Here is a 25437-nt window from a genome sequence, read left to right as displayed (position 1 = left end):
AGCACCTGCTAGTTCCGGCACAACTGAATCAGCTGAACCAGCAGCTAGTGGTGAACCGACTGAAGCCGATGGAGGTCAATCCTAATGGCCGATACCGAAGACCCTTTGTTAAGTAAATTTAAGCAGCACATCGAATATGAAGAAGGTATGGATGATAGCATGTTCGATACTTATCTGAAATCCGCCCGCAGCCTGGTAAAAGTTGCCACGGGTTGGGAACCAGAACAATCGGTGCTGATGATTGCCGCCATGCTGAATGATTGGCGGGTGCCAGATAGTGACATGCAAAAGGCGTTAGATGCCATGACGCCGATTCTATTAGCGGAAGGACTGGCTGACCATGACGAGACTGCCGAACCATCTGAAGTGGCGAGCAACACTGCTGAAGCTGATTGAAACAACTGGGGCTGATGATCGTCAGGATAAATCATGGCAACCAGTGCGAACCTTGAATTATGAAGACATTGGCACCACTGCCCAAGATGTTTACCTTGCGAAGCAGGCCAAAACAGATGTAGTCCGAAAAATCCGCTGTCGTTTAGACAAATCAATATCACGTAAGAATAATCGTGTCCAAATTGGAGACGATATTTTTTTGATCACGCGAATTTACTTAGACGAAGAAAAGAAAATGATGGAGTTGAGTTTGAATTATGTTGATTGATTTAACTGAATTTCGCCAACGGTTGAAGGCTATTGGTTACCCAGTATTTCAAAATGGCCCACCAACTGGTACGGCCTATCCGTATTTCGTTTATACCTTTACCAATCAGCGCAAAATAACGGCGGGTGGTCAGCACTTGGCCTATTTATCAGAATATCAAGTTTCCCTGTTTACCAGTGGCACAGAGGCCGATTTAAAGGGCTTTAGAGAAGCATTTGTCGATGTGCCTTACATTGATTTCGTTGGGCAACAGGGGGACGAAAACGACAGTACGATTACAAATTTTTACACCTATTTGCGGGTGCTAGCAGATGAGTGAAAACGGGTTTGAGGACTTCCAGAAAATTTTAAAACAAATTAATGTGTCAGAGTCGCAGGTTCAAAAGGTTTTAAAGGCTGGAGCAGATGCCTACACCACAAAATTAAAGCCGAATGTGCCGAAAGACCCTAACGCACACTTCGCCAAACGTTACGGTTCCATGATCAGTAATTTAACCAATAAGCCAGACGGCCAAGATGTGATTACAACTTTTGGCGCATCGTTTTGGTGGCGTTTTGTGGAGCATGGCACCGTTAAAATGCGTGCCCAAAATTTTGTGCGTAACACTTGGAATGCAAGCAGTGCAGAGATTAGTAAATTGATGATTACAAAAATGATGCAAGAAATGAGGTTGTTATAAATGCCAGATACACCAACAACAAACACCAAGGCGGATAAAGACGCCTATCTATTAACGGTACGTGATGTGTTTTTCTGTCCGAAAATTCTGAAAGAAACCACATCTACATTGCCTGAATATTCGGAAGATGTTTATCGGAAAACCATCGCAAAGAAAATTGAAGTTAAAGGGAATGGGAAAACCGTCTCGATTTATGCTTCAGGGGTTTTGATTGGGACTGTGGCCATGGAAAACCAGGAAGAAATTTCGATGGATCATATCGGGATTGCAACCAAAGTGTTGGACGCAATTAGCCAAGTAGCGGCCGAAAATGGTATTTCAGTCGGTATTGGGGATGCAACTGAGCTGCCGGAGTTTGCCTGGGGGTTTGTGGCTGAACGTTCCGATGGCGTGATGGATGCGATGTGGTTCCCAAGTTGTACTTTAAGCCCAGCCACCGAATTGAGTTATGAAACATCTGAAGATGAATTTAAAGAACAAGATGTGTCAATGTCGATTATTGCGGGGCCACTACGTTATGCAATGCCGGATGGGCACCATGCGTTGTACTTCAAATATTCAAATCAACGAGACACAACGTTATTGGTTGATGATTTCATGAGCCAAGTGGTTTACGACGTTTCCCAAATTGCCAGTTTAAAAAGTGATGCTGCACCAGTAGCTGTGACTGGTGTGGCGCTTGCGCCAACCACAGCAAATGTTGAAGTTGGTAAAACGACTAAATTAGCAGCAACGCTTACGCCGACCAATGCGACCAATAAAACCGTAGCTTACACCTCAAGCGATGAAGGTGTTGCAAAGGTTAGTGCTGATGGGACTGTTACAGGGGTTAAAGCCGGCACAGCCATCATTACAGCAACCGTTGGTGGCGTAACCGGCACCGCAGAAATCACAGTCACAGGAGGCACTGAATAATGGCAAAGCTATCTGATTTAATTCCTAAAGCAAAGCAGGCTGACACCTTACAGATCATGGGCGCTGAAATCCCGGTAGCCTTTACCTTCAAAACGCTTAGTTACGTTGAAGACACGGGCAAAGGGTCGTTTCAGCGGTTGTTAAACCTGTTTGAAAACCAAAAAACGTCTGATAACTTAGATCCAAAGATGATTGATGGTATTTACACGTTGCTTTATGCCATGATTCGCACTGGCGGTACGGCCACCACACCAGATGAGGTGAAAGAGCTAATTCCAATCACCGAATTAGCCAACATTGCCCCTAAAATCAATGAGCTGTTTGGTAGTGCGTATTTTCAGCAAGAAGATGCGGATAAAATCAAGGCGGACGATTCCACAAAAAAATAAAGTCGCGACATGCAAACTCCCAGATGGATGAAGATCCCTGGGAGTTTTATTTGTATGTTGCCACAACGTTGTTTCATTGGACGTTTGAATTTTTAATGGACGCGACACCGAATTTATTCATGAAAAACTACGTGATGTGGTTACGCCAGAACAATCCGGATGCCATTGAAGAACGTCAAGAAGTCTTCATGGATGAAGTACCGTTCTGGAATTAACTGAGAAAGGGGGATGACAGATGGCAAGTGAAAAAGAAGCCGACGTTGTACTGCGCTTTAAGTCGGACGGCGCCGTTGAAATGGCCAAAACGGTTAAAGAACTGAACAGCATTATGAACACGGCGTCTAAGGAATATCGGGCCCAAATTGCGGCCATGGGTGATGATGCCAGTGCCACTGATAAGTTGGTGGCAGCCCAGAAGAAACTGGAAACACAATTTGCAGCGGCCCAAAAGCGGACCCAGTTATTGGTCAGTGAATTTAAGGACATGCAAAATTCTGGCAATGCGTCAACGGCTGAATTAACCAAAATGCAAGGTCGAGTGGCCGATGCGCAGCGGGCCGAAGCTAGTTTAGGCAGTCAGCTGGAAAAAGTGAACGATCAATTAAGTGATAGCGGTAAATCGGCTACTGCGGCCAAAGAAAAACTGGCAGGGCTTGAAAATGAAGGCGACCAATTGCAAGCCAAGCAGAAAGAATTGGCGTCGGCAATCAAGCTGGAAAACACGCAGTTAGGTGCCAATGCAACGGCAGCACAAAAAACAGAAACCAGTCAGAAGCAATTGGCTGAGCAACTTAAGCTGGCTAAGCAAGTAGTAGCCAACCTGGAACAACAGTTGCAACAGACCAAGGCGGCTTATGGTGAAAACTCAAATGAAGCCACGCAAATGGCCACCAAGCTTAACAATGCCAAATCAGCAGTAGCCAACTTGGAATCAGGCTTAGCAGCATTAGGTAACGAAAGCGATTCGGCCAAAAGTGACTTAAGTAATTTACAGACAGAAGGTAGTCGTCTACAGGCCCAGCAAAAGGAACTGGCGTCAGCAATCAAGCTGGAAAACACGCAGCTAGCTGCCAACGCCACCGAAGCACAGCGTACTGAGGCCAGCCAGAAGCAATTATCGTCACAGCTTAACTTGGCTAAGCAAGTGGTCGCTAACTTGGAACGCCAACTGCAGCAGACCAAAGCGGCCTATGGCCAAAATTCAAGCGAAGCTATGCAGATGGCTACCAAGCTGAATAATGCCAAAACAGCCGTTACTGATCTTGAAAATAAGTTGTCGTCGTTAGGGAACGAAAGCAAAAATGCCGGTACCGACATGGAACAGCTAGGTCAGAAGCTGGATGCTGGTAATTTAATGCAGGCCGGGGATGCATTGTCAGGTGTTGGCGATAAGGCCAAGGAAATGGGCAGTTCGGTTGTTTCCGCAGCCATGGATTACGCCAATGGCCAGACCAAAATGCAGGCGTCTATGGGTGGGACTGCCCAGGAAGCCCAGGAAATGATGGGCGTTGTCAAGCAGGTCATGAATCAAGGGGTAGTTGAGTCAGTTGATGAAGCTGTTGATGCAGTTTCCAACGTTCGGACAGCTTTTGGTGACCTTAATAACACGGATTTAGCCAGTTTAACGGACAAAATCACCACATTATCCCAGCGGACAGGTACGGATTATAACGAAAACATTCAAGCTGCAGCGCAAATGAACAAGGCCTTTGGGATTAGCGGTGAAAAGGCCATGGATATGATCGCCACCGGTTTTCAGAATGGTGCCAATGCCAGTGATGACTTTTTGGACACCGTACACGAATATTCACCGCAATTTAAAGATGCCGGCTTTAGTGCGCAACAAATGATGCGTATTATCACAGCAGGCGCAAAAGATGGGGCCTTTAACACCGATAAAGCTGCCGATGCCGTCAAGGAATTAGGCCTGAAAATGACCGATGGTTCAACACCAGTCAAAACTTATTTCGGCCAATTCAGTAAACACACGCAACAAATGGTGAAGGACTTGCGTAAAGGCAAAGCCACATCAGGGGATGTCACCAAGGCCATTGCAAAGGACCTTAAAAATATGACGCCGGCTGAACAAAAGTCCGCGTTGTCAGCGTTGGGCACACAGTTTGAAGATTTAGGGAACAAAGCATCTACTTCATTACTGGAAGCAGCAGGGTCGACCGATAAGGTTACCGGCGGCCTGGACAATATGAGCAAGCACAATCCATCTGAAAAGCTGAAAGGTGCGCTCAATGAACTGAAGTCTTCTTTTGTGGATCTATTAGGAAGCATGACGCCAGTGATTGAGACGGTTACCAATGTGGTTAAGGCTTTTGCAAATATGCCAGGGCCGGTTAAAGCAGTGGTAGCTGCTTTTGGCGCTGTTGTTGCTGTAATTGGTGCTCTCGCACCGGTTATAACAGCAGTCGTTGGTGTGATAGGATTGTTTGGTGCTGGTGCCGGTGAAGCTGGTGCGGCCGCAGGTGGTTTGAGCATTGCATTAGGTCCAATTGCAATTGCAATCGCAGCAGTTATAGCGGCCATCGTTGCGATTGTTGAAGTGATTAAGCACTGGGGCGAGATTGTAGATTGGTTTAAAAATCTTTGGAATTCGTTTAAAGAATGGTTAGGCCCATTCTGGGAAACTGTCAAACAAACGTTCAGCAATGCTTTCAATGCCATTAAAGACACGATCACCAATGTTTGGACCGGCATTAAAACCTGGCTGCAGAATGCCTGGACTTCAGTTATTACGTTGGCCAAAACGATTTTTACCCCGTTAGGCCAATTCTTTACCCAAATTTGGAATGGGATTAAGTCAGTTGTAACATCAGTTTGGAATGGCATTAAATCCACAGCCAGTTCCGTCTGGAATGGCATTAAAACGGTAATCAGCAATGTGGTTAATGGGATTAAGTCGGCCGTTACATCAGCCTGGAACAAGGTGAAATCAACCACTTCATCCGTTTTTAACGGCGTGAAGTCGGTGGCCAGTTCCGTTTGGAACGGCATCAAATCCACGATTAGTTCAGTGGTTAATGCCGTTAAATCGGTGGTATCAAGTGCCTGGAACGGCGTTAAGTCTGTCACCAGTTCTGTTTTTAATGGTGTAAAAGGGACAGCCAGTTCCGTTTGGAATAGCATTAAATCGACCATTTCAAGTGTTGTTAACGGGATTAAATCAGTGGTATCAAGTGCCTGGAATGCTGTGAAGTCTGTCACCTCATCGGTTTGGAACGGCATTAAATCAGCGATGATTAACCCAGTTCAGGCCGCAAAAAGCACGATTTCTGGCATTGTCAGTGCCATTAAAGGATTCTTTAGCGGCATGCATTTGGCATTGCCACGCATTAGCATGCCACCATTACCGCATTTTAATTTGTCTGGATCCTTTAGCTTAAAACCACCGCGCGTACCGCACTTAAGTGTTAGTTGGTATGCCAAAGGTGGGATTTTCACCCAACCCACAATTTTTGGGGCCGATGGTGGTGGCTTGAAAGGTGCCGGTGAAGCCGGACCAGAAGCAGCCTTACCGTTAAACGCTGAAACCTTAGGCGCAATTGGCCAAGGAATTGCAGCATCAATGAACGGCGGACAACCGATCACACTGCAAATTGATGGCCGCACGTTTGCCCAGATTGCTGGGCCTTACATGTCGGATTATCTACAGCAAAGCGATGCATCATCAAACTTTAGTTATGGAAAGAGGCCTTGGTAATGATTGATACGTTAATCGATGGACAATCCTTAACGGCGTTGGAAGTTTACACCGTCAAGATGCCTAATTTACCAAGCGCCCAGCGGGATGTCAGTTATACAGCGGTACCAGGTCGCGTGCACGGATCGCTTAGCCGTAAGTTGGGCTGGAAGGATGTCACGATCACCATACCGATGACCTATTATGATTTGAACAATTTGCAAGTCAAAAAGCGACAAGTTGGGGCCTTGATTCAGGCGGCCCAACGAATCGCTTTTTCTAATGATCCAGATTTTTATTTATTGGTTAAAAATGCTGATGTGTCCGATGTCACCCCGGACAGCACTGAAGCCGTGGCAACATTTAACATTACAGCAGTTGTTGACCCATTTCAGTATCAAAATACGCCAGTCGTAACCATTTCAGCAGCAACCACTTTGGTTAACCCTGGTGGGCAAACCGCTGAACCGTTGATCACACTGTATGGCAGTGATCATTGTGAGCTAGTCATAAATGGGGATGTTGTAGGCGTTGATGCCGTAGATGGCAGTGTCACGATCGATAGTCGACTACAGACTTGTTACAAAGGCGCAACCAATTTGGATAATAAAATGACAGGTGCTTTCCCCACGTTGGTACCTGGTAAAAACACGATTCAATTTGCAGCAGGAACAACCAAAATCGAGATTGACGAAAGGTGGTGTTGGACGCTTTGATTCAACTTTACAACAGTGATGTAACGGATTTTACGCACAACGGTCACGTGCTGCAGGATGTTTCAAATGATACAGTGACTTGGCAATTAAACGCAAAGTTTGAATTGCAATTTGATTATCCGTTATTTAGCCCTTATGGGTTTGAATTAACAGAAGAACGGCTTATAACCGTGCCAACACCTAGCATTCATAATCACGACCAGGCTTTTCGGATTGATACCGTGACGAAGTCAATGGGAATGCTCACAGTGCATGCCTATCACGTATTCTGGGACCTGATGCAGAATTTTGTAGAAGATACCAATGTGGTGGACAAGACCGGTAGCGATGCGCTGAAACAGATTTTGGAGCGAACACAATATGAATCAGGATTTAAAGTAGCCTCAAACCTGGCTAACGTAGCCACGGCTAGAATGGTGCGTATGTCAGCGCTGGCCGCCTTAATTGGCACTGATGACAATACGTTCGTTAGCCGTTGGGGCGGCGAATTTGAATGGGATAATTTTGAGTTTAATGTTGCCGATAAAATTGGCAGTGATCGTGGTGTTATTTTCCGAGATGGTAAAAATTTAACCGGGTATTCGGCCCAAACTGCCACGGCCAACGTGGTCACGCGCATTATGCCAGAAGGGTATAATGGCCTGCTGCTACCTGAAAAGTACGTGGATAGTCCGCTGATCGGTAATTATCGCAAGCCACGAATTGCGGTTGTTCAGTATTCGGATGTGAAGGCCATTGATGAAAATACGGCTTCAGATGATGAGAATGCAGTGCCATTAGAAGAAGCATATGACTTGCTACGCAAAGCCGCCAAAGCTGATTTTGAAACGAACAACCTGGATAAACCGGCTACCACTTACAAATTAAATGTGATTTTGCTGGAAAACACTGAAGAATATCGCGATAAAGGTCAGTTTAACCGGGTTTATCCTGGTGATACAGCGACGTTTATCCATAGCAAGGACCGGGAAGAAGTCAAAGCTGAATTAACAGCATTTACCTGGTCACCTGTGCAGCAGGAATACTTAACGGTGACCTTTGACTCCACCACCAAGCCCAGCCCAGATGTGAACCACACCATTACCAGGCTACAAAGCCAGGTAACCAGTATTGATCGTAACGTGAAAGCCGTGGCGGCGAACGGTAAAAATGCCAATACCTGGAGTGATAAGGCGCCTACCGATGCTGATACTGGAACTGAAGGCGATGTCTGGTATGACCAAGAAGGCAGCAAAATCACCATGTACAAGTATGAAGGTGGCAAGTGGACAAAGGCGGTTGATGATTTAACCGGCGAAGAAATCCGCAAAGAAGTCGATGAAAAGGCTGCCCAAATACCAGATTTAAAAGCCCAAATTGAAGCTGCTATGGCCCAAGCAGAAGCCAATGCAGCCAACTTTGGCGATATGACAGCAACGTTGGCCAGTGTTAGTGATGCCATGGACAACGTTAAAGAGGGTATGACTGAAGCCGCCGCAAATGCCTTGACCGCCTTGAATCAGGCTGAGGATCTAACCGAAAACTATACCCAAATCAAAACGGATATAGATGACGTTAAAGGCACCATGTCAACCCTGGCCAGCCAACAGATCGTGGATGATTTGAAAAACACGGTCACTCAAACAGCCGCTGGGTTAGACTTGGCTAATGATCAATTGGCGCTGAAGGCCGACAGCACCATAACGGATAAGCTCAACAAAAGCGTTGATTCACTGTCAGGTCAGATGAAGATTCAGGCGGACAAAGTTCAAACAATGGTGACTAAGTCGGAGTTAACGGCTGCTACAAGTGGTTTTGTTACAGAAGAGTATGTACAAGCACAAACGGATATTTTAGCTGATTCTATAACAAATACAGTTAGCAAACTGAATGCTCAAGTTAATGCAATGGGACAGGTCAATCAGTTAAACAATAGTGAATGGGACCCGGACTTTAGTGGTTGGAAATTTTGGCTATTTAATGGTGGAATCAGAATGGTCAGACAAGATGGCTCTCACGACGGTAGCAGAATTTTAAATATGGGAAGTCCGGCCACGTCCGATACTAATATTAAAGATAAACCGACTGTTGAGTTTATTAGTGGCTGGATTCCTGTTACCCCAGGGCGGAAAGTATCTGTGTCAATCGATGCTATTAGATACTGGGTACCAACAGATGGCACTGATAATAGTGCAAGAGTTCAGTTTCAATATGCAAACACATCAAATACTCAAAACTTTGATTTGTCCGCTGACATCAGTAAATATGGTGACGGAATTTTAAATTTTTATAGTGGTAGTACGAACAATCAATGGCAAACGTACAAGGTATCAACAACTGTGCCAGATGGCATGCTATACGTACGCCTATACGGGTGGGTAAAAGGCGTCCACTCCGATTTAAACATATCTCGACCAATGATAGTTATTGATCAAGATGTAGGTGTATATGTGCCAGGACGCTATAACAATAATGCTGCTCTTACCGCATTATCGCAGAAAGCAGATAATATTGAAGCTATTGCAATCAATAGTGAGGATGAGATTTCTAGATTACAACTAGATATAGCTGGGATACAGGCGACAGTAAGTGACGGTGTTACACAGGAACAATTAACGTTGTTAAATAATCAACTGACATCAACAATAACTTCGGTTAATAATGTCGTTAGAGGTAATTTACTACTGGGTACAGCTAATTCGCTAACGGTCACTGGGACTGGTAATGCAAACCAGGGGTGTGGCAAATATACATTACAGCGCGATGCACTTGGACAACAGGTGACACTCGGTTTTGCAATAACTGCAAGTTCTGATGGGGGCACGTTTATACCACAAACTGGTGATGGTTATCAAACGTGGCAGCTATCAGGGGTAACTTCAGTGCCAATTAAAAAAGGTTGGAATTGGTACACGTACACATTTGTCTTGGGGTCCGAGACTGACAAGACGAAATCATTAACAATGCAGTGGCGATTGGATAATTTCCCAGTTGGCGCCACGTTCACCGTTTCGACAGCTTCGGTAACCCTCGGCACTAGTGGACCACGTTTTTGGGCGCCAAATCCATCGGAGCAGGCAACACAATCTCAGTTTTTACAACTTCAAAATGAGTTGAGTCTGTCAGTTCAATCTGACGATGTTAAAAGCATGATAGATGTTAGCCTAGCCGGCCTAGTATTATCAGGACAACAAATCTGGATTACGGGTGACACCTACATCGAATATGCAGCTATTCAGGATTCAGCCATTGCAAATTTATCCGCCAGCAAATTAACAGCTGGTTCGATTGATGCCAATGTGATTGATGTGATTAACCTTAATGCCAGTAACATTACAACTGGTACGATCAATGGTGCTAATCTGATGATTGATTTAAACAGTGGTGAGATCCTATTTACAAAAGGTGCAATCAAATCGATCAATGGATTGCTCAACATTAGTGTTGATAATGGCACAATGGACGTACGAGACACAGGCAATAACGGTATTCATTTTGCAAATGGTGCCTTATACCTGGTTGATAATGCTTGGATGAACGGTCAGGACCCGACTTATGGGTCAATCAGTTTTAACAGTAATTACATCAAAGAAACCGGCATGTTTGTTATTGCCAAGGATGATTTGGTGTTAGGTACCAGCAAGTATAAAGGTGTTACGGTGCCAGGTAATGCTATTGCGGGCGCAGGGATGACGATCCGTAATGATTTAACGGAAATTGAAAACCCAAAAGCGATTAGTTTACAAGCTGGTACTAGTACGAAACAGGATTATGGTTTGCCAGTCTTTCCGCAGCTGTTGATTGGTGCTAACGTCACTGGCAGTGAACTAAATGCAATTGCAAATGGTGGCACTGATGCAGCTTTAATGGGCGACACAATTGCCCTAACATCGTTCGCTGGCGGCGGTCCTAGTACGTTCTTCATTACCACGGATGATACCGGCAAGCGAGTTGGATCTCGTGACATTTATTTCCGGACGTATTCAAGTGGGGACCATGTTGTTGTGACTAGTTACGGCACTTTGGGGCGTTTAACGTCCGCTCGTAAGTATAAAGTAGCCGACACGGCCGCAACAGGCGTGATCAACAAGGCAAAACGTATTTTAAAGATTAAACCAGCGGAGTGGTACGACAAAACAGAAATGGAAAGTCTAGCCAAATCATTGACGAATGGCACCACACCAGCAGCGGATGTGAGAATTGAAAAGCACTATGGCTTCATTGCCGATGATTTTGACGCTGCAGGTCTGAATGAGGTTGTGACTTATCGCGATGGCGAAGTCGACAACCTGGCATACGATCGCATTTCCATGTACCACAATGTAATTTTGAATGACCATGAAGAACGACTCAAAAAATTGGAGGCAATAATCAATGGAACAAGTACAAATTAATGCGCAGACTTTAATTAACAAAATGGCAAGTAATCATGCGGTTGAAATGGCACGTAAGGACCAATTGATTGCCAATTTACAGGTAACCAATGAAGCCTTGCAAAATAAAATCAAAGAATTACAAGCAGGAAAGGATGATAAAAATGTTAAAAACAACTAAATCAATTAGCTTATCAGGTCAGTCTTATGTTGGAGATGCTTTGGCGATGAGTTTCACTGCCAAAATCGGGAATGATAATGGTCACAGCACAATTACAGCATCAACAATCAATCAAGAATTGTATGATACTAATAAAAAGGAAGTACGTCAGGATTTAGCTGCATTTAACGATGCGGTTTACGATGTGCAAGACAAAATGGCAGTGTCAGATGATAAAGATGCGTCAAATGAGACTACAGAATCAACGGAACCGGCAGCAGAACCAGGTGATGGGACCAATGGTGTAACCCCAGAAGCCGAAAAAACGGAATAGGAAGGCGATGACGTGCACGGATTTTTAGAACTCAATAGCGTTATCACAGCCTTAACGGGCGGCGGCATTGTCGCCGGAATCTTAAAAGTATGGTCATCACTCACAAAACGTATTGCCCGTGATCAAGCAGCACGCAACAAACGGCTTGATCACCTCGAAGACAACGACATTGTCCACAACAGACAATTGGAACTGCAACAGGCTGGAATTGTGGCGATGCTGCACCATGAGCTATATACAATTTGCAACATGCATTTAGCCAAGGGCTATATCAGCACAGCTGATTTAGATGACCTTGGCTATTTGTTTCGCAGTTATCGCGATTTAGGCGGCAATGGCACAGGCGAACGGCTTTATGCCATGGTCTGTGCGTTACCTATTAGGAATGGAGATGATTAAATGGAAATTAATAGTCTAGCCAGTGAGGCGGAACTGTTCATTATTGCAGTTGCTGTAAGTGTGATTTCACAATTGCTTAAAAAGGCCACACCGATTCCATCGGCAGCAATCCCGTTTTTGGCAGTGATTTTAGGTGCTGTTGGTGGCCTCATTGCAACAGCACTAACGGATGATAGCAATTACGTAGCCTGTGCGGTGGTAGGGGCTTTTAGCGGTGGCGCTAGCTGTGGTGCCTTTGATGGCATTAAGGGATTAAAAACAATTGTGGCTGAAAAGCTAGCAACGAATAAGGATCTCAAGGCAAAAGCTTCGCAAACCGAATCGGCACTTAAAGCCGTGAGTGATGCGCAAGAACAGATTGAGTCGCTGCAAGCTAAGTTACTATCAGTATCAGCCACAGCAGTTAGCACAATTGGTACAACAGGCGTTACGCCAACAGAAACGGAGGCAAAAAATGAGTAAAGCAAAGAATGGGGCAGTCGCATTAGCGGCCGCCTTTTTAATTGGGCCAACTGTTTTGAGTACGCAGTCAATGCCGACGGTGCAACAAGCGACATCGGCGACTGTTAAACGTCTTGCTGACCTTACGGCGTCACCAGCTAAGGCCTATACGATTGACAAAACCTATGCATTGGGTGCCGGTGAAGGTTCTAGTGTTAAGGCAATTAACCGATTTATTATAATGCACTATGTGGGCGTGCCATCGGGTGCAGCGGATAATGCTAGTTTTTTCAAGAATAATTGGTCAACCTCACAAACCTATACGCAATACGTAGTTGGTGATTGGGGTAAGGTCTATCAAGGTGGCGAACCAGGCTACGTTGCCTGGGGTGCTGGTGAGTACGCTAATAATAACAGTCCGGTTCAAATTGAATTAGGTTATGCCAGCACCTATGAGCAGTTCAAAGCTGACTATGCGGCTTATGTGAAACTAGCACATGATATGGCGGTTAAGTTTGGTATTCCACTGCAATTCAACCAGGTTGAAGGTGGTATTGTAACCCACAAGTTTATTTCGGATAATTTTTGGGGCAATCACCAGGACCCGGTTGATTATTTAAATAGCCAAGGCGTGTCACAAGCAGTCTTTGCGCACGATGTAGTGACGGGGACTTCTAGCTTAGATAGCAATAGCAATGTGGTCAGCAATCCAGCTAAACCGCAGCACGGCGTAATCACGACTGCACCAAACCCAGGACCAAGTACGGGTTTGACGGCAGAAAATTGGCATTTTACAAATGGCAATAAGGAAATTCAAGCCCGTTATTCGCCATCATTAAGCGGCGAAAAGGCAGGTAACTTACCACCAAATTGCACGGTTTATTATGATGGTTATATCAATCGGGATGGCTACTGCTGGGTGCATTACAAATCATATAGTAACGATGACATTTACTTGCCTGTTCATCCAACTGGCAGTGCAAATGATTTATGGGGTGAATTTTAATGGAAGAAACACGTAAAGCACAGTTGCTAGATTTTATTAAAAATGCCAAAATAAAGGGCAAAGGGGTTACGATTATGATCTCAAATCCTAATCACCCTAAATATGAAGAAATCTACAATCCAGTCGAAAATTTGGCATTTAAATTGAGGTTCTACCAGGATGCCTATACGGATGATTTACATCATAAGCATAATGATTCAATCGTGATTGAATCCTGGCAATAAATAAAGCCTGGCATCGGCCAGGCTAAGCAATTAAAAGTATTCAATTATAGATCCTAGCCCGGTCATTTTGACAGTTGTAAATTGGGGCGGAAAAAGGGCGGAAATGTTGCTATAAACGCCCGCGTTAAAATATTAAAAATTACCAGTGAAATAATTTGTAAAAACTGCTAGCGTCGCAATCGACGTTAGCAGTTTTTTGGTGTAAAATTAAATTTGTCTCATTTTAATTTTATTGAGCGTGCTTTTTGCTATCGTGTAGTAAGCGGTTTAGCCATTACCATGAATCTTTTCTAAAACGAGTTTTATGAGAGTATTCTAAGCTGTTGAAAAACATTCTCAATTAGTCTAAAATGACGTTGTGAAGAAAATTCCGGAGCATATCAAAATGCTGATCGGATTGGAGGAGATTATACAATGGCAAAGTTAGAAGTCAAAGACTTACACGTTTCTGTTGTCGACGAAGATAAAGGAACAGCCAAAGAAATTCTTAAAGGGGTCAACTTAACCATGAAAACTGGCGAAATTCATGCCATCATGGGCCCAAATGGTACTGGTAAGTCAACCTTATCTCAAGCAATCATGGGTAACAGCGCATACAAAGTCACCTCTGGTGATATTTTATTAGACGGTGAGAGTATTGTTGAAAAGCCTGTTGATGAACGCGCACGTGCCGGTCTATTTTTAGCAATGCAATACCCAGCTGAAATTGCAGGTGTGACCAATATCGAGTTTTTGCGTGCTGCCATTAATGCGCGTCGCGATCCAGACGATCAGATTCCGGTTATGGAATTTATGAAATTATTAGATGAAAAACAAAAGATCTTAGACATGACTGATGAAATGTCTGAACGTTACTTAAACGAAGGCTTTTCCGGTGGTGAAAAGAAACGGAACGAAATTTTACAATTATTAATGATCAAGCCTAAATTTGCCATTTTAGATGAAATTGATTCTGGCTTGGATATTGATGCTTTGAAGGTCGTTTCACGTGGGGTTAACTCAATGCGTGGTGCTGACTTTGGTTCCTTGATCATTACCCATTATCAACGTTTGTTAAACTATATTGTACCTGATACGGTTCATGTCATGATGGGTGGTAAGATCGTTGAAACAGGCGGCCCAGAATTAGCTGAAAAGCTTGAAGCTGAAGGTTATGCTGGTGTTCGTGATGACCTTGGTATTGATGTTAAATTAACGGACGAACTTTAGGAAGGGGGCAACAGCATGGCAACAGAAGTCGAAACAAAGCAGTGGCCGGCTATTGAAGCCTTCTCTGCCGCTCATGAAGAACCAAAGTGGTTCCAAGAGCTGCGTCAAAATATGTTGCAAAAAAGTGCAACTTTGCCCTTACCACGTTATGAAAAAATTGATTATCGTCGTTGGGGTTTAGAAAACTTAGTTGCACCTAGTACCACACCTGCTACACCGGATTTAGCCGCACAAGCAGGAATTGATCAACAAGCAGATAATACGTTGATTCAGGCCGGTGCGACTACATTTAAGGCAAGTTTAAGCCCAGAATTAGCCGCACAAGGTGTGATTTTCACAGATTTGTGGACGGCATTAAAAGAGCATCCTGACTTAGTTCAAAAGTACTTTATGCAACAAGCTGTTAAACCAGATGCAAATCGCTTAACTGCTTTACATACAGCCTTTTTAAATGGTGGTGCCTTCCTTTATGTACCTGCTAATGTTCAGGTTAAGGAAGCTTTAACGGCGCATTACTTACAAGATAGTACGCAAGTACAAACTATGGTTCATCATGTTTTGATCGTTGCGGAAGCCAACAGTGAGGTGGCTTACCTTGAAAACTGGCATACAGTTGGTACTGAAACCAACGTGGCCAATGTTGTGGTAGAAGTTGTTGCTGGTGATAATGCACGGGTTCGTTTCTCGGCTGTTGATGCATTAGCTGGCCAAACCAAGGCTTACTTTAGCCGTCAAGCGACTTTGGGCCAAGATGCACGCGTTGACTGGGCGATTGGATTCATGAATGATGGCGATGTTGTCGGTGATTTTAATACAGATCTGCGTGGTAAAGGCAGTCATTCCGAAGTGAAAGTCGTTGCAGTTAGCACGGAGGATCAACAACAAGGCGTTAACACGCGTGTCACGAACTATGGTGAACATACGATTGGCCATATTTTACAGCATGGTGTTATCTTAGAGACGTCAGCCTTAACCTTTAATGGGATCGGTCATATTGTCAAAGGCGCCCGTGGCTCAGATTCGCAACAAGAAAACCGTGTCTTGATGTTATCAACGCATGCGCGTGGAAATGCAGATCCGATTTTGTTGATCGATGAAAATGATGTTACTGCGGGACACGCTGCCAGTGTTGGTCGTGTGGATGAAGAGCAGATGTACTATTTGATGAGCCGTGGGATTTCAAAGAAGGTTGCTGAACGCTTGGTTATTCGTGGGTTCCTTGGCAGTGTTATTACAGAAATTCCTGCTAAAGCAATTCGCGACCAATTGACAGCGACAATCGAAAGGAAGCTTGAAAATGGTCAAAGATCTGAATAACATTCGGGAAGACTTTCCCATTTTAAACGAAATTGTAAACGATGAACCTTTGGTTTATTTAGACAATGCTGCTACGACACAAAAGCCTCGGCAAGTGGTTCAAGCTTTAGAAAATTATTACTACCATGATAATGCCAACGTTCATCGTGGTGTACACACCTTGGCAGAGCGTGCAACTGAGCATTTTGAAGCTGCACGTGAAAAGGTACGCGCTTTCATCAATGCTGCTTCTACAAAAGAAGTCTTGTTTACGCGTGGGGCAACAACTGGCCTTAATTGGATCGCCGCAAGTTATGGTGAAAAGGTTATTCAGGCCGGCGATGAGATTGTGATTTCTTATATGGAACATCACAGTAATCTCGTGCCTTGGCAACAGTTAGCCTTGCGTAAGGGTGCAACGTTAAAATATATTAAGCTGACTGATCAAGGCACGCTTGATATGGCTGATGCGAAGCAACAAATTACGTCTAAAACCAAGATTGTTGCGATTGCCCAAGCGGCTAACGTGATGGGTGTGATCAACCCTGTGAAAGAATTAGCCAAATTGGCGCATGCACAAGGCGCAATCATGGTCGTTGATGGGGCACAATCTGTGCCAAACATTAAGGTTGACGTGCAAGACCTTGATTGTGATTTCTTAGCTTTCTCTGGTCATAAAATGTTAGGTCCGACTGGGATCGGTGTTTTATATGCCAAGGAAGCCTTATTACTTGAAATGCCACCAATCGAATTTGGCGGTGAAATGATCGATTTTGTCAATTTATTTGATAGTTCATGGACGGACCTGCCATGGAAGTTCGAAGCAGGTACACCTGATATTTCGGGTGCCATTGCTTTAGGTGCTGCTGTGGATTATTTAAATGAGATCGGCATGGATCAAATTCAAGCACACTCTCATGAAATTGTGTCCTATGTCTTACCTAAATTACAGGCGATTGATGGATTGACTATTTATGGACCACAGGATCCTGCTGAACATACAGGGGTGATTGCGTTTAACTTAGATGGTTTACACCCACATGATCTTGCAACTGGTTTGGACATGGAAGGGGTTGCCGTGCGTGCAGGTCACCATTGTGCCCAACCATTGATGAAGTATTTGGGTATTCCAGCGGCAGCACGGGCTAGCTTCTATTTCTACAATACGAAGGCTGATGCTGATCGTTTAGTGAATGCAGTTTTAGCAACGAAGGAGTTCTTTAAAGATGGCACTATCTAAATTAGATAATTTATACCGTCAAGTAATCTTGGATCATTCTGCAACGCCGCATCATCATGGTCATTTAACGGGTGCAACGAATGAAATTGAATTACGGAACCCAACTTGTGGCGATGTACTTCAATTGGAAATCGAAGTGAAGGATGGCAAGATTGCTGATATTGCATTTTCTGGTGACGGCTGTACCATTAGTCAAGCGTCTGCTAGCATGATGACAGACGCAGTGATGGGGAAAACCCCTGAACAGGCGGAAGATATGGTGCAAGTCTTTTCAAAAATGGTAATCGGTGATGATCCTGACCTCGATACATCTAGCTTAGAAGATGCAGCAATTTTAGCAGGTGTTGCAAAGTTTCCAGCACGGATCAAGTGCTCAACTTTAGCCTGGAAAGCGTTGAATAAAGCGTTGACCAGTGCGGACGGCACCGGCGTTGCTGGTCAAATTACAAACCATCAAGCAACGGACGACAAATAAAAGGGGGAATTGCCATGCCTGAAACAGAAAACACCAAAAATAACGAAGCAGCCGCAACCTCCGTTAAGGACCTTGGCCTCAGTGATGATTACGATTTTGGCTTCCATGATGATGTCAAACCCGTTTTCTCAACTGGCCGTGGCTTAACTGAAGAGATTGTACGCGAGATTTCTGCCGCTAAAGGTGAACCACAATGGATGTTAGATTATCGGCTTAAAAGTTACGAAATCTACAAAAAAATGCCAATGCCACCTTATGGCCCAGATTTATCAGATTTAGATTTAAAGAATATGCGCTATTATCAAAAAGCAACGGATGAAAAGTACCGTGACTGGGAAGATGTACCAGAAGAAATCAAAACAACCTTTGACCGTTTAGGGGTTCCTGAAGCTGAACGGAAGTATTTGGCGGGTTCTTCTGCACAGTACGAATCAGAAGTGGTTTATCATAACATGAAGGATGATTTCCAAAAGTTGGGGATCATCTTTACAGATACTGATTCTGCCTTACGCGAATACCCAGAACTGTTTAAAAAGTGGTTTGGCAAATTAGTTAAACCAGCGGACAACAAGTTCTCGGCCTTAAATGGGGCTGTTTGGTCTGGTGGCTCATTTATCTACATTCCAAAAGGGGTTAAGCTGGATGTTCCAATCCAATCTTACTTCCGTTTGAATTCAGAAAACTCAGGTCAGTTTGAACGGACCTTGATTATTGTCGATGAAGGCGCTAGTGTTCAATATGTTGAAGGCTGTACCGCACCAAACTATTCTTCTGACAGTTTACATGCTGCCGTTGTAGAAGTATTTGCCGAAAAGGATGCTTATATGCGTTATACAACCATTCAAAACTGGTCCAATAACGTTTATAGTTTGGAAACCAAACGGGCGCGCGCCATGGAAAATGCTACGATGGAATGGGTCGATGGTAACTTAGGGTCTAAAGTCACGATGAAGTATCCAAGTGTTTATTTGGATGGTGAAGGTGCAACTGGGACGATGTTATCAATTGCCGTTGCCGGTAAGAACATTGATCAAGATGCTGGTGCTCGGATGATTCATAATGCTAAAAATACATCTTCTTCGATTGTTTCAAAATCCATCTCTAAAGATGGTGGGGCCGTTGACTACCGTGGGACAGTTCGTTTTGGCCGCCATTCTGACGGGTCAAAGGCCCACGTTGAATGTGATACGATCATTATGGACGAACAATCTAGTTCAGATACAATTCCGTATAATGAGATTTTAAACGGCAATGTTTCAATGGAACATGAAGCCAAAGTATCGAAGATCTCAGAAGAACAATTGTATTATTTGATGAGCCGCGGGATTTCAGAGGCAAAAGCCACTGAAATGATCATCATGGGCTTCGTTGAACCATTTACCAAAGAGTTACCAATGGAGTACGCTGTTGAGTTAAATCGACTGATCAGTTACGAAATGGAAGGTACTGTTGGGTAGTGATCAGTTGATAACGTTTAAAAAGTTCGTTGAGCAATTTTGTTCAACGAATTTTTTTGTATAAAAAAAGAACTGCCAGCTGGCAGTTCTCGTCAAATTTCAGAATTAAGCTTCATCGTTAAGATGATGGTCATCACGGAACAACATTAGCAACAATCCACAAGTGATGATTGCGGCTTCAATAAAGTTTAGCGTAAGCTTACCCCCTCAAAAATGGTTGCTATCTTAAGCAATAGCTAAAAGCTTAATGTACATTACTCCAATTACCCATTATACGCCCAGTCCTGATATTTGTTAACTGAAATTTTAAGTTGCTCAATATTGATTGAAGTTTTTTATTGAAAAAACAAATTTTTCTATGAAAACCGTTGACAGTTACTAATGGGGTTGTTATACTAATGTCATTCAATTCTAAGGAGTTTTTAATAATGATTAAGAAACGGCATTTAACGCTACAATTGAATAGCGCGTATTATTACTTTTGGTTCTTTAGCTAGTGTTTGCATCAGCAGTATAGATGCAAACACGACGTTTGCATCTATGCGAGCCAAAAGTTCTTAATCATGGATTAAAAACTAGCCACATAGATGATAAAAATATCAGCTGTGTGGCCAATAGTAGACTATTTGTCTTCCCAATTCTGAACATCTATTTTTGGGGCCCCACAGCAGATATGTGGGGTCCCTTTTATTTTGACCTCACAATTAACTGGAGGGATTACGATGATGGATGAGATTGATCAATTAGGTGTGAATGCAGTACGGGCATTAAGTATTGATATGATTCAAAAAGCAAATTCTGGGCACCCTGGTTTACCGTTAGGGGCAGCACCAATGGCCTATACATTGTTTACACGGCATTTGCGTATTAACCCAGCAGAGCCAACTTGGTTCAATCGTGATCGTTTCGTGTTATCTGCGGGACATGGTTCGGCAATGTTATACAGCTTATTACACCTTAGCGGTTTTGGCTTGGCCATGGACGATTTAAAACAATTTCGTCAAAAAGGGAGCCGGACACCAGGGCACCCAGAGTATGGTCAAGTACCAGGGGTCGATGCAACAACTGGTCCATTAGGCCAAGGCCTAGGTATGGCGGTGGGGATGGCAATGGCCGAAGCGCATTTAGGGGCAACTTATAACCAACGTACGCAAGTCGTTGACCATTACACCTATGCTTTATGTGGGGATGGCGATTTGATGGAAGGCATCTCACATGAAGCAGCTAGTCTGGCTGGCCACTTAAAATTAGGCAAACTCATTGTCCTATACGATTCTAACGACGTTTCGTTAGATGGCGCCGCTGATCGTGCGTTAACGGATTCCGCTGAACAACGTTTTGAAAGCTATGGTTGGCATTACTTGAAAGTGACTGATGGTAATGATCTCAACGCTATTGATGCCGCTTTAACGCAAGCCAAAGCGCAAACGGATGCGCCAACATTGATTGAAGTAAAAACAGTGATCGGTTATGGCGCACCACAACAAGGCACCAATAAAGTGCATGGGGCACCATTAGGTATTGAAGGCGTTGCAGCAACTAAAAAAGCACTGCATTGGACGACGCCTGCTTTTACAGTACCAGCTGCTGTTTACCAACGCTTTCAACAGGTTGTTGCTAAACGCGGTCAACAAGCGCAACAAGCTTGGCAACAGCAATGTGAAAAGCTGGCACAAGTTGCGCCAGCTTTACATGAACAACTGCTAAGTGCGATCAATCAGCAATTACCAGCCAACTGGGCGTTGAAGTTACCGACTTATCAAGTGGGCGACTTAGAAGCTAGCCGGGCTACCAGTCATAAAGTGATTCAGGGGTTGGCAGCACAAAATCCAAGTCTATGGGGCGGCTCAGCAGATCTGGCATCTTCTAACAAAACAGATATTGCGACAACCGGTAGTTTTGAAGCAGATGCTTTAGATCAACGTAACATTTGTTTCGGAGTACGTGAATTTGCGGAAGGTGCAGCCATGAACGGGATTGCACTGCATGGTGGAACACACGTTTTCGGCGGGACATTCTTTGTTTTCTCAGATTACATGCGCGGTGCATTACGTTTGGCGGCCCTTCAGAAATTACCTGTGACTTACGTTTTCACACACGATTCAATTGCAGTTGGTGAAGATGGGCCAACGCATGAACCAGTTGAACAACTCATGAGCTTACGCGCAATGCCAGGAATCACGGTTTTACGACCAGCGGATGCAAATGAAACAGTGGCGGCTTGGAAGTTGGCGATGACGATTCGCAATCGGCCAACTGTATTGGTTTTAACGCGTCAAAACCTGACTGTTTTAGCTGGCACAGCACAGGGGGATCTAAGTCGTGGTGGTTATGTTTTATCACCACAAAAGGGGCATCAACCTGAAGGTATTTTAATGGCAACGGGTTCTGAAGTTGCCTTGGCGTTAGCAGCACAACGTCAGCTGGCACAACAGCAACATGATGTATCAGTGGTCTCCTTACCGAGCTTTGATTTATTTGATCGGCAACCGCGTGCTTACCGCGAACAAATTTTACCAACGAATGTGCGGTTACGCTTATCTGTTGAAATGGGGAGCACTTTAGGCTGGGGCAAATATGTTGGGTTAGATGGCATCAGTGTTGGCATCAACCAATTTGGCGCCAGTGGTGCAGCGGACCAGTTGTTAAGCGATTATGGGTTTACCAGTGAACATATTGTGGATCAATACTTAGAAATGTACGTTGCGCAGCAGCAACTGAATCAGGAGGCAATTTAAATGATTGATGGTCACACACAACTTTATGGATTTTATGCAAATCCGGCCAAGCATAGCTTGTCGCCGCTGATGCATAATTTAAGCTTTAAAACATTGGGCATCAATGCGACTTACTTGGCATTTGAGATCCCAGAACATTTTGAACAAGCCGCCGCTGCAATTCGTGCATTAGATCTTGGCGGTATCAATTTGTCACATCCGTTTAAAACGGCTATTATAGATTACCTAGACGAATTAACACCGACGGCGCAATTGCTAGGCGCTGTTAACACAGTTACCAATCGAAATGGTTACTTGATTGGTGATAGTACCGATGGTGCAGGCTTTATTGCGGGTTTAGCCCAGCATCAACAAAGTGTGACAGCAAAAACCGTTTCCGTTTTAGGGGCAGGTGGTGCTGGTTTAGCCGTGATTGCTGCGGTTGCTCAAAACCAGGCCAAAGTGATCCATGTATTTAAACGTCAAAATGCAACATTTGATAAAATCGTACAGCGTTGTCATGAGATTGGGGATGCTACGCAGGTTGAGATTCAAGTGCATCCTTACGCCGATCAGGCTGAAATGACACGCATTTTGGCGCAAAGTGATTACTTGATCAACACGACAAATATCGGCATGGGGCAAGCACAAGATCAGTTGCCATTACCATTGACAACGCTAGAAGCGTTAGCACCAGCTGCCATTGTTTGTGATTTGATCTATGTTCCAAAAGCGACACGTCTTTTGCAGCAAGCAACAGCATTGGGCCATACTTGTTATAACGGTCTAGATATGTTGATTTATCAAGGTGCTTTGGCATTTGAGGAGTGGACTGGTGAAGAAATGCCAGTGCCACAAGTTACCAAAGCATTGTATGAAAAACTTTACGCTACAGTTAAAATTTAAGGGAGATTGATAAAGATGATTATTCAATTAAAAGCAAATCCAGATGAAGCAATTGTGACAGCCTTAACCAAACGATTAGAAGCAACACCAGCAACCGTGATCCGCATTAAAAATCATATGGCGATTCCAGAATTAAGTCATGTTGATTTAACACCGGCAGAAGCCGCAAATGTTACCGAAGTGATCGAAAAAACACCAGCTGCTGTTTTAGGAAGTCGATTATTCCAACCAGAAGATACCATTATTGAGCTTCCGCATAGTATAATTGGCGGTAAGGGGCATTTTACCATGATGGCAGGTCCATGTTCAGTTGAATCAGAAGCACATTTACGCAAGATGGCAAAAGTTGCCCGTGAAGGTGGTGCAACCATTTTACGTGGCGGAGCTTACAAGCCACGGACCTCACCATACTCTTTCCAAGGGTTAGGTGAAGCAGGGCTTAAATACTTGCGTGAAGCGGCTGATGAAAATGGTATGGATGTGATCACGGAAGTCATGGATGAAGACCATGTTGATTTGATTGCCAAATACACAGATGTTTTCCAAATTGGTGCACGTAATATGCAAAACTTTTCATTGTTAAAAGCTGTTGGGAAAACACGGGTACCCGTTGCTTTGAAGCGGGGCATGGCAGGTTCAATTGATGACTTATTAAATGCTTCTGAATACATTGCTGCTGGTGGTAACCATCAGATCATGTTATTGGAACGTGGGGTACGGACATTTGATAATAAGTACACGCGTAATACGTTTGATTTAGCGGCAGTCCCTGTTTTACAAAAGCTGACGCATTACCCAGTTATCGTGGATCCAAGCCATGCTGTTGGTGTTTGGGATTTAGTCACACCAATGGCGCATGCTGGTGTTGCCTCAGGGGCTTCCGGCATGATCGTTGAAATCCATGATGATCCAGAACATGCTTTTTCTGATGGCCCACAAGCATTGAAACCAGATACTTACAAAAAGATGACCAAAGAAGTATTTGAAATGCGTCGTCTAATGGATTCTTGGGAGGCTTAATTTTGGAAGAGGTAACAGTTACTTTACCTACAAAAACATATCAGATCAAAATTGCAAATGGTTTATTAAATACGATTGGTACAGAGGTTGCAGCGTTATGGCAACCACGTAAAATTGCAGTTATTTCCGATCGTCAGGTAGCCCCTTTATGTGCGGATCAAGTGTTGACCTCGTTAAAGGCAGCCGGTTTTGAACCTCATCTTTACTTGGTTGAAGCCGGTGAAGCGTCAAAAAGCTTAGGTGTGGCGAGTTCACTTTATGATGAGCTGGTTGGCGATGGCTTTACCCGAACAGATGGTGTGATTGCACTTGGTGGCGGCGTTGTTGGTGATCTAGCAGGCTTTGTGGCATCGACTTATATGCGTGGACTGGCGTTTATTCAAATACCAACCTCATTGCTGGCACAAGTGGATAGCAGTGTTGGGGGTAAAACGGCGGTTGACTTGCCAAGTGGCAAGAATTTGGTTGGTACTTTCTACCAACCAGATCTAGTGGCCGTTGATCCGACAACATTAAAAACCTTGTCACAGCGTTATCTTGTTGAAGGTTATGCCGAAATTTTAAAAATGGCAGCCATCGATAAACCTGAATTTTGGCAAATTATTGAAAAAATTGATCAGCCAGCAGCGATTATGACGTATGCGTCAGAGTTGATCAAAGCCAGTGTCACTTTTAAAGCAAAGGTTGTCATTGCGGATGAGCAAGAAGGCGGTTTGCGCCAGATTTTAAACTTTGGTCATACAATGGGGCATGCCATTGAATTGTTGGCGGCAGGTGCGTTGGCCCATGGTGAAGCAATCAGTATTGGCATGGTGCAATTAACCAAGTTATTTGAAGCATACCAGTTATCACCAGTTGGTTTGACCCAACAATTGACCACTGCTTTGCAAAAAGTTGGTTTGCCAACTGAGAGTGATTTGATTGGCAGTCAGGCATTTTATGAAAATATGCGGCATGATAAGAAAAACCGTCATGGCAAGCTAAATTTAGTCTATTTAAAGGCCATCGGGGAACCGGTGATTTATCCGGTTCAGCTAAACGAATTGGAGACTTTCTTTAGTGGTCAAGCTATCATTACAAAATAAAAAAAGTGGGATAATCGGCTGATTATCCCACTTTTTGCATCAAAAGGTGATTTTTAAGCTA

25 protein-coding genes are annotated in these 25437 nt (G+C 44.0%); all 25 read left to right on the top strand.

What is annotated here, in order from left to right; genetic code table 11:
* The first annotated feature begins 84 nt into the window (after window positions 1-84).
* Complete coding sequence (locus FC07_RS06705) at window positions 85-396, top strand: hypothetical protein (protein WP_057904358.1); 312 nt, start codon at window positions 85-87, stop codon at window positions 394-396.
* Window positions 341-664, top strand: coding sequence for a phage head closure protein (locus FC07_RS06700; RefSeq protein WP_057904357.1), 324 nt, complete (start codon window positions 341-343; stop codon window positions 662-664). Before FC07_RS06705 ends, FC07_RS06700 begins: the two co-directional genes overlap by 56 nt.
* Complete coding sequence (locus FC07_RS06695) at window positions 654-983, top strand: hypothetical protein (RefSeq protein ID WP_057904356.1); 330 nt, start codon at window positions 654-656, stop codon at window positions 981-983. Before FC07_RS06700 ends, FC07_RS06695 begins: the two co-directional genes overlap by 11 nt.
* Window positions 976-1344 carry an HK97-gp10 family putative phage morphogenesis protein gene (locus FC07_RS06690; RefSeq protein WP_057904355.1) on the top strand — a complete coding sequence of 123 codons (369 nt, stop codon included), beginning with the start codon at window positions 976-978 and terminating at the stop codon, window positions 1342-1344. The genes FC07_RS06695 and FC07_RS06690 overlap by 8 nt, the downstream gene beginning before the upstream one ends.
* Window positions 1345-2259, top strand: coding sequence for an Ig-like domain-containing protein (locus FC07_RS16175; RefSeq protein WP_057904354.1), 915 nt, complete (start codon window positions 1345-1347; stop codon window positions 2257-2259).
* Window positions 2259-2648, top strand: a complete 390-nt coding sequence (locus tag FC07_RS06680) for a hypothetical protein (protein WP_057904353.1) — start codon at window positions 2259-2261, stop codon at window positions 2646-2648. The genes FC07_RS16175 and FC07_RS06680 overlap by 1 nt, the downstream gene beginning before the upstream one ends.
* Window positions 2649-2671: 23 nt before the next feature.
* A complete protein-coding gene (locus FC07_RS06675; protein ID WP_057904352.1) occupies window positions 2672-2863 on the top strand; it encodes a hypothetical protein in 192 nt (63 codons plus the stop codon).
* A gap of 20 nt (window positions 2864-2883) precedes the next feature.
* Entirely contained in the window at window positions 2884-6360 is a 3477-nt protein-coding gene (locus tag FC07_RS06670) for a phage tail tape measure protein (protein ID WP_057904351.1), read from the top strand.
* Window positions 6360-7055 carry a hypothetical protein gene (locus FC07_RS06665; protein ID WP_057904350.1) on the top strand — a complete coding sequence of 232 codons (696 nt, stop codon included), beginning with the start codon at window positions 6360-6362 and terminating at the stop codon, window positions 7053-7055. Before FC07_RS06670 ends, FC07_RS06665 begins: the two co-directional genes overlap by 1 nt.
* The gene (locus FC07_RS06660; protein ID WP_057904349.1) at window positions 7043-11428 is read left to right on the top strand and encodes a phage tail spike protein; all 4386 of its coding nucleotides are present in this window, start codon (window positions 7043-7045) and stop codon (window positions 11426-11428) included. Before FC07_RS06665 ends, FC07_RS06660 begins: the two co-directional genes overlap by 13 nt.
* Window positions 11409-11588, top strand: coding sequence for a hypothetical protein (locus tag FC07_RS06655; RefSeq protein ID WP_057904348.1), 180 nt, complete (start codon window positions 11409-11411; stop codon window positions 11586-11588). The genes FC07_RS06660 and FC07_RS06655 overlap by 20 nt, the downstream gene beginning before the upstream one ends.
* The gene (locus FC07_RS06650) at window positions 11572-11901 is read left to right on the top strand and encodes a hypothetical protein (RefSeq protein WP_191981087.1); all 330 of its coding nucleotides are present in this window, start codon (window positions 11572-11574) and stop codon (window positions 11899-11901) included. Before FC07_RS06655 ends, FC07_RS06650 begins: the two co-directional genes overlap by 17 nt.
* Window positions 11902-11913: 12 nt before the next feature.
* A complete protein-coding gene (locus tag FC07_RS06645) occupies window positions 11914-12300 on the top strand; it encodes a hypothetical protein (RefSeq protein ID WP_057904347.1) in 387 nt (128 codons plus the stop codon).
* Entirely contained in the window at window positions 12301-12762 is a 462-nt protein-coding gene (locus tag FC07_RS15850) for a holin (protein WP_057904346.1), read from the top strand.
* Window positions 12755-13747, top strand: coding sequence for an N-acetylmuramoyl-L-alanine amidase (locus FC07_RS06635; protein WP_057904345.1), 993 nt, complete (start codon window positions 12755-12757; stop codon window positions 13745-13747). The genes FC07_RS15850 and FC07_RS06635 overlap by 8 nt, the downstream gene beginning before the upstream one ends.
* Window positions 13747-13971, top strand: a complete 225-nt coding sequence (locus tag FC07_RS06630; RefSeq protein WP_057904344.1) for a hypothetical protein — start codon at window positions 13747-13749, stop codon at window positions 13969-13971. The genes FC07_RS06635 and FC07_RS06630 overlap by 1 nt, the downstream gene beginning before the upstream one ends.
* Window positions 13972-14385: 414 nt before the next feature.
* The gene (gene sufC / locus FC07_RS06625) at window positions 14386-15180 is read left to right on the top strand and encodes a Fe-S cluster assembly ATPase SufC (protein WP_057904343.1); all 795 of its coding nucleotides are present in this window, start codon (window positions 14386-14388) and stop codon (window positions 15178-15180) included.
* Between the two features lie 15 nt (window positions 15181-15195).
* On the top strand, window positions 15196-16497 hold the full coding sequence (gene sufD, locus FC07_RS06620; protein ID WP_057904342.1) for a Fe-S cluster assembly protein SufD: 1302 nt from the start codon (window positions 15196-15198) through the stop codon (window positions 16495-16497).
* A complete protein-coding gene (locus tag FC07_RS06615) occupies window positions 16478-17716 on the top strand; it encodes a cysteine desulfurase (RefSeq protein WP_057904341.1) in 1239 nt (412 codons plus the stop codon). Before sufD ends, FC07_RS06615 begins: the two co-directional genes overlap by 20 nt.
* On the top strand, window positions 17703-18191 hold the full coding sequence (sufU, locus tag FC07_RS06610) for a Fe-S cluster assembly sulfur transfer protein SufU (protein WP_057904340.1): 489 nt from the start codon (window positions 17703-17705) through the stop codon (window positions 18189-18191). The genes FC07_RS06615 and sufU overlap by 14 nt, the downstream gene beginning before the upstream one ends.
* 14 nt (window positions 18192-18205) lie before the next feature.
* Window positions 18206-19648 carry a Fe-S cluster assembly protein SufB gene (sufB, locus tag FC07_RS06605; RefSeq protein ID WP_057904339.1) on the top strand — a complete coding sequence of 481 codons (1443 nt, stop codon included), beginning with the start codon at window positions 18206-18208 and terminating at the stop codon, window positions 19646-19648.
* 722 nt (window positions 19649-20370) lie between these two features.
* On the top strand, window positions 20371-22386 hold the full coding sequence (tkt, locus tag FC07_RS06600; RefSeq protein ID WP_057904338.1) for a transketolase: 2016 nt from the start codon (window positions 20371-20373) through the stop codon (window positions 22384-22386).
* Window positions 22387-23271, top strand: coding sequence for a shikimate dehydrogenase (aroE, locus tag FC07_RS06595; RefSeq protein WP_057904337.1), 885 nt, complete (start codon window positions 22387-22389; stop codon window positions 23269-23271).
* Between the two features lie 15 nt (window positions 23272-23286).
* Complete coding sequence (gene aroF, locus FC07_RS06590; RefSeq protein ID WP_057904336.1) at window positions 23287-24291, top strand: 3-deoxy-7-phosphoheptulonate synthase; 1005 nt, start codon at window positions 23287-23289, stop codon at window positions 24289-24291.
* 2 nt (window positions 24292-24293) lie between these two features.
* Entirely contained in the window at window positions 24294-25376 is a 1083-nt protein-coding gene (gene aroB, locus FC07_RS06585; RefSeq protein ID WP_057904335.1) for a 3-dehydroquinate synthase, read from the top strand.
* The last annotated feature ends 61 nt before the right edge of the window (window positions 25377-25437 follow it).

It is taken from the genome of Loigolactobacillus bifermentans DSM 20003 (genome assembly GCF_001434575.1).
GTDB classification, from domain to species: Bacteria; Bacillota; Bacilli; order Lactobacillales; family Lactobacillaceae; genus Loigolactobacillus; species Loigolactobacillus bifermentans.
This window is presented reverse-complemented; position numbering and strand designations above follow the sequence as displayed.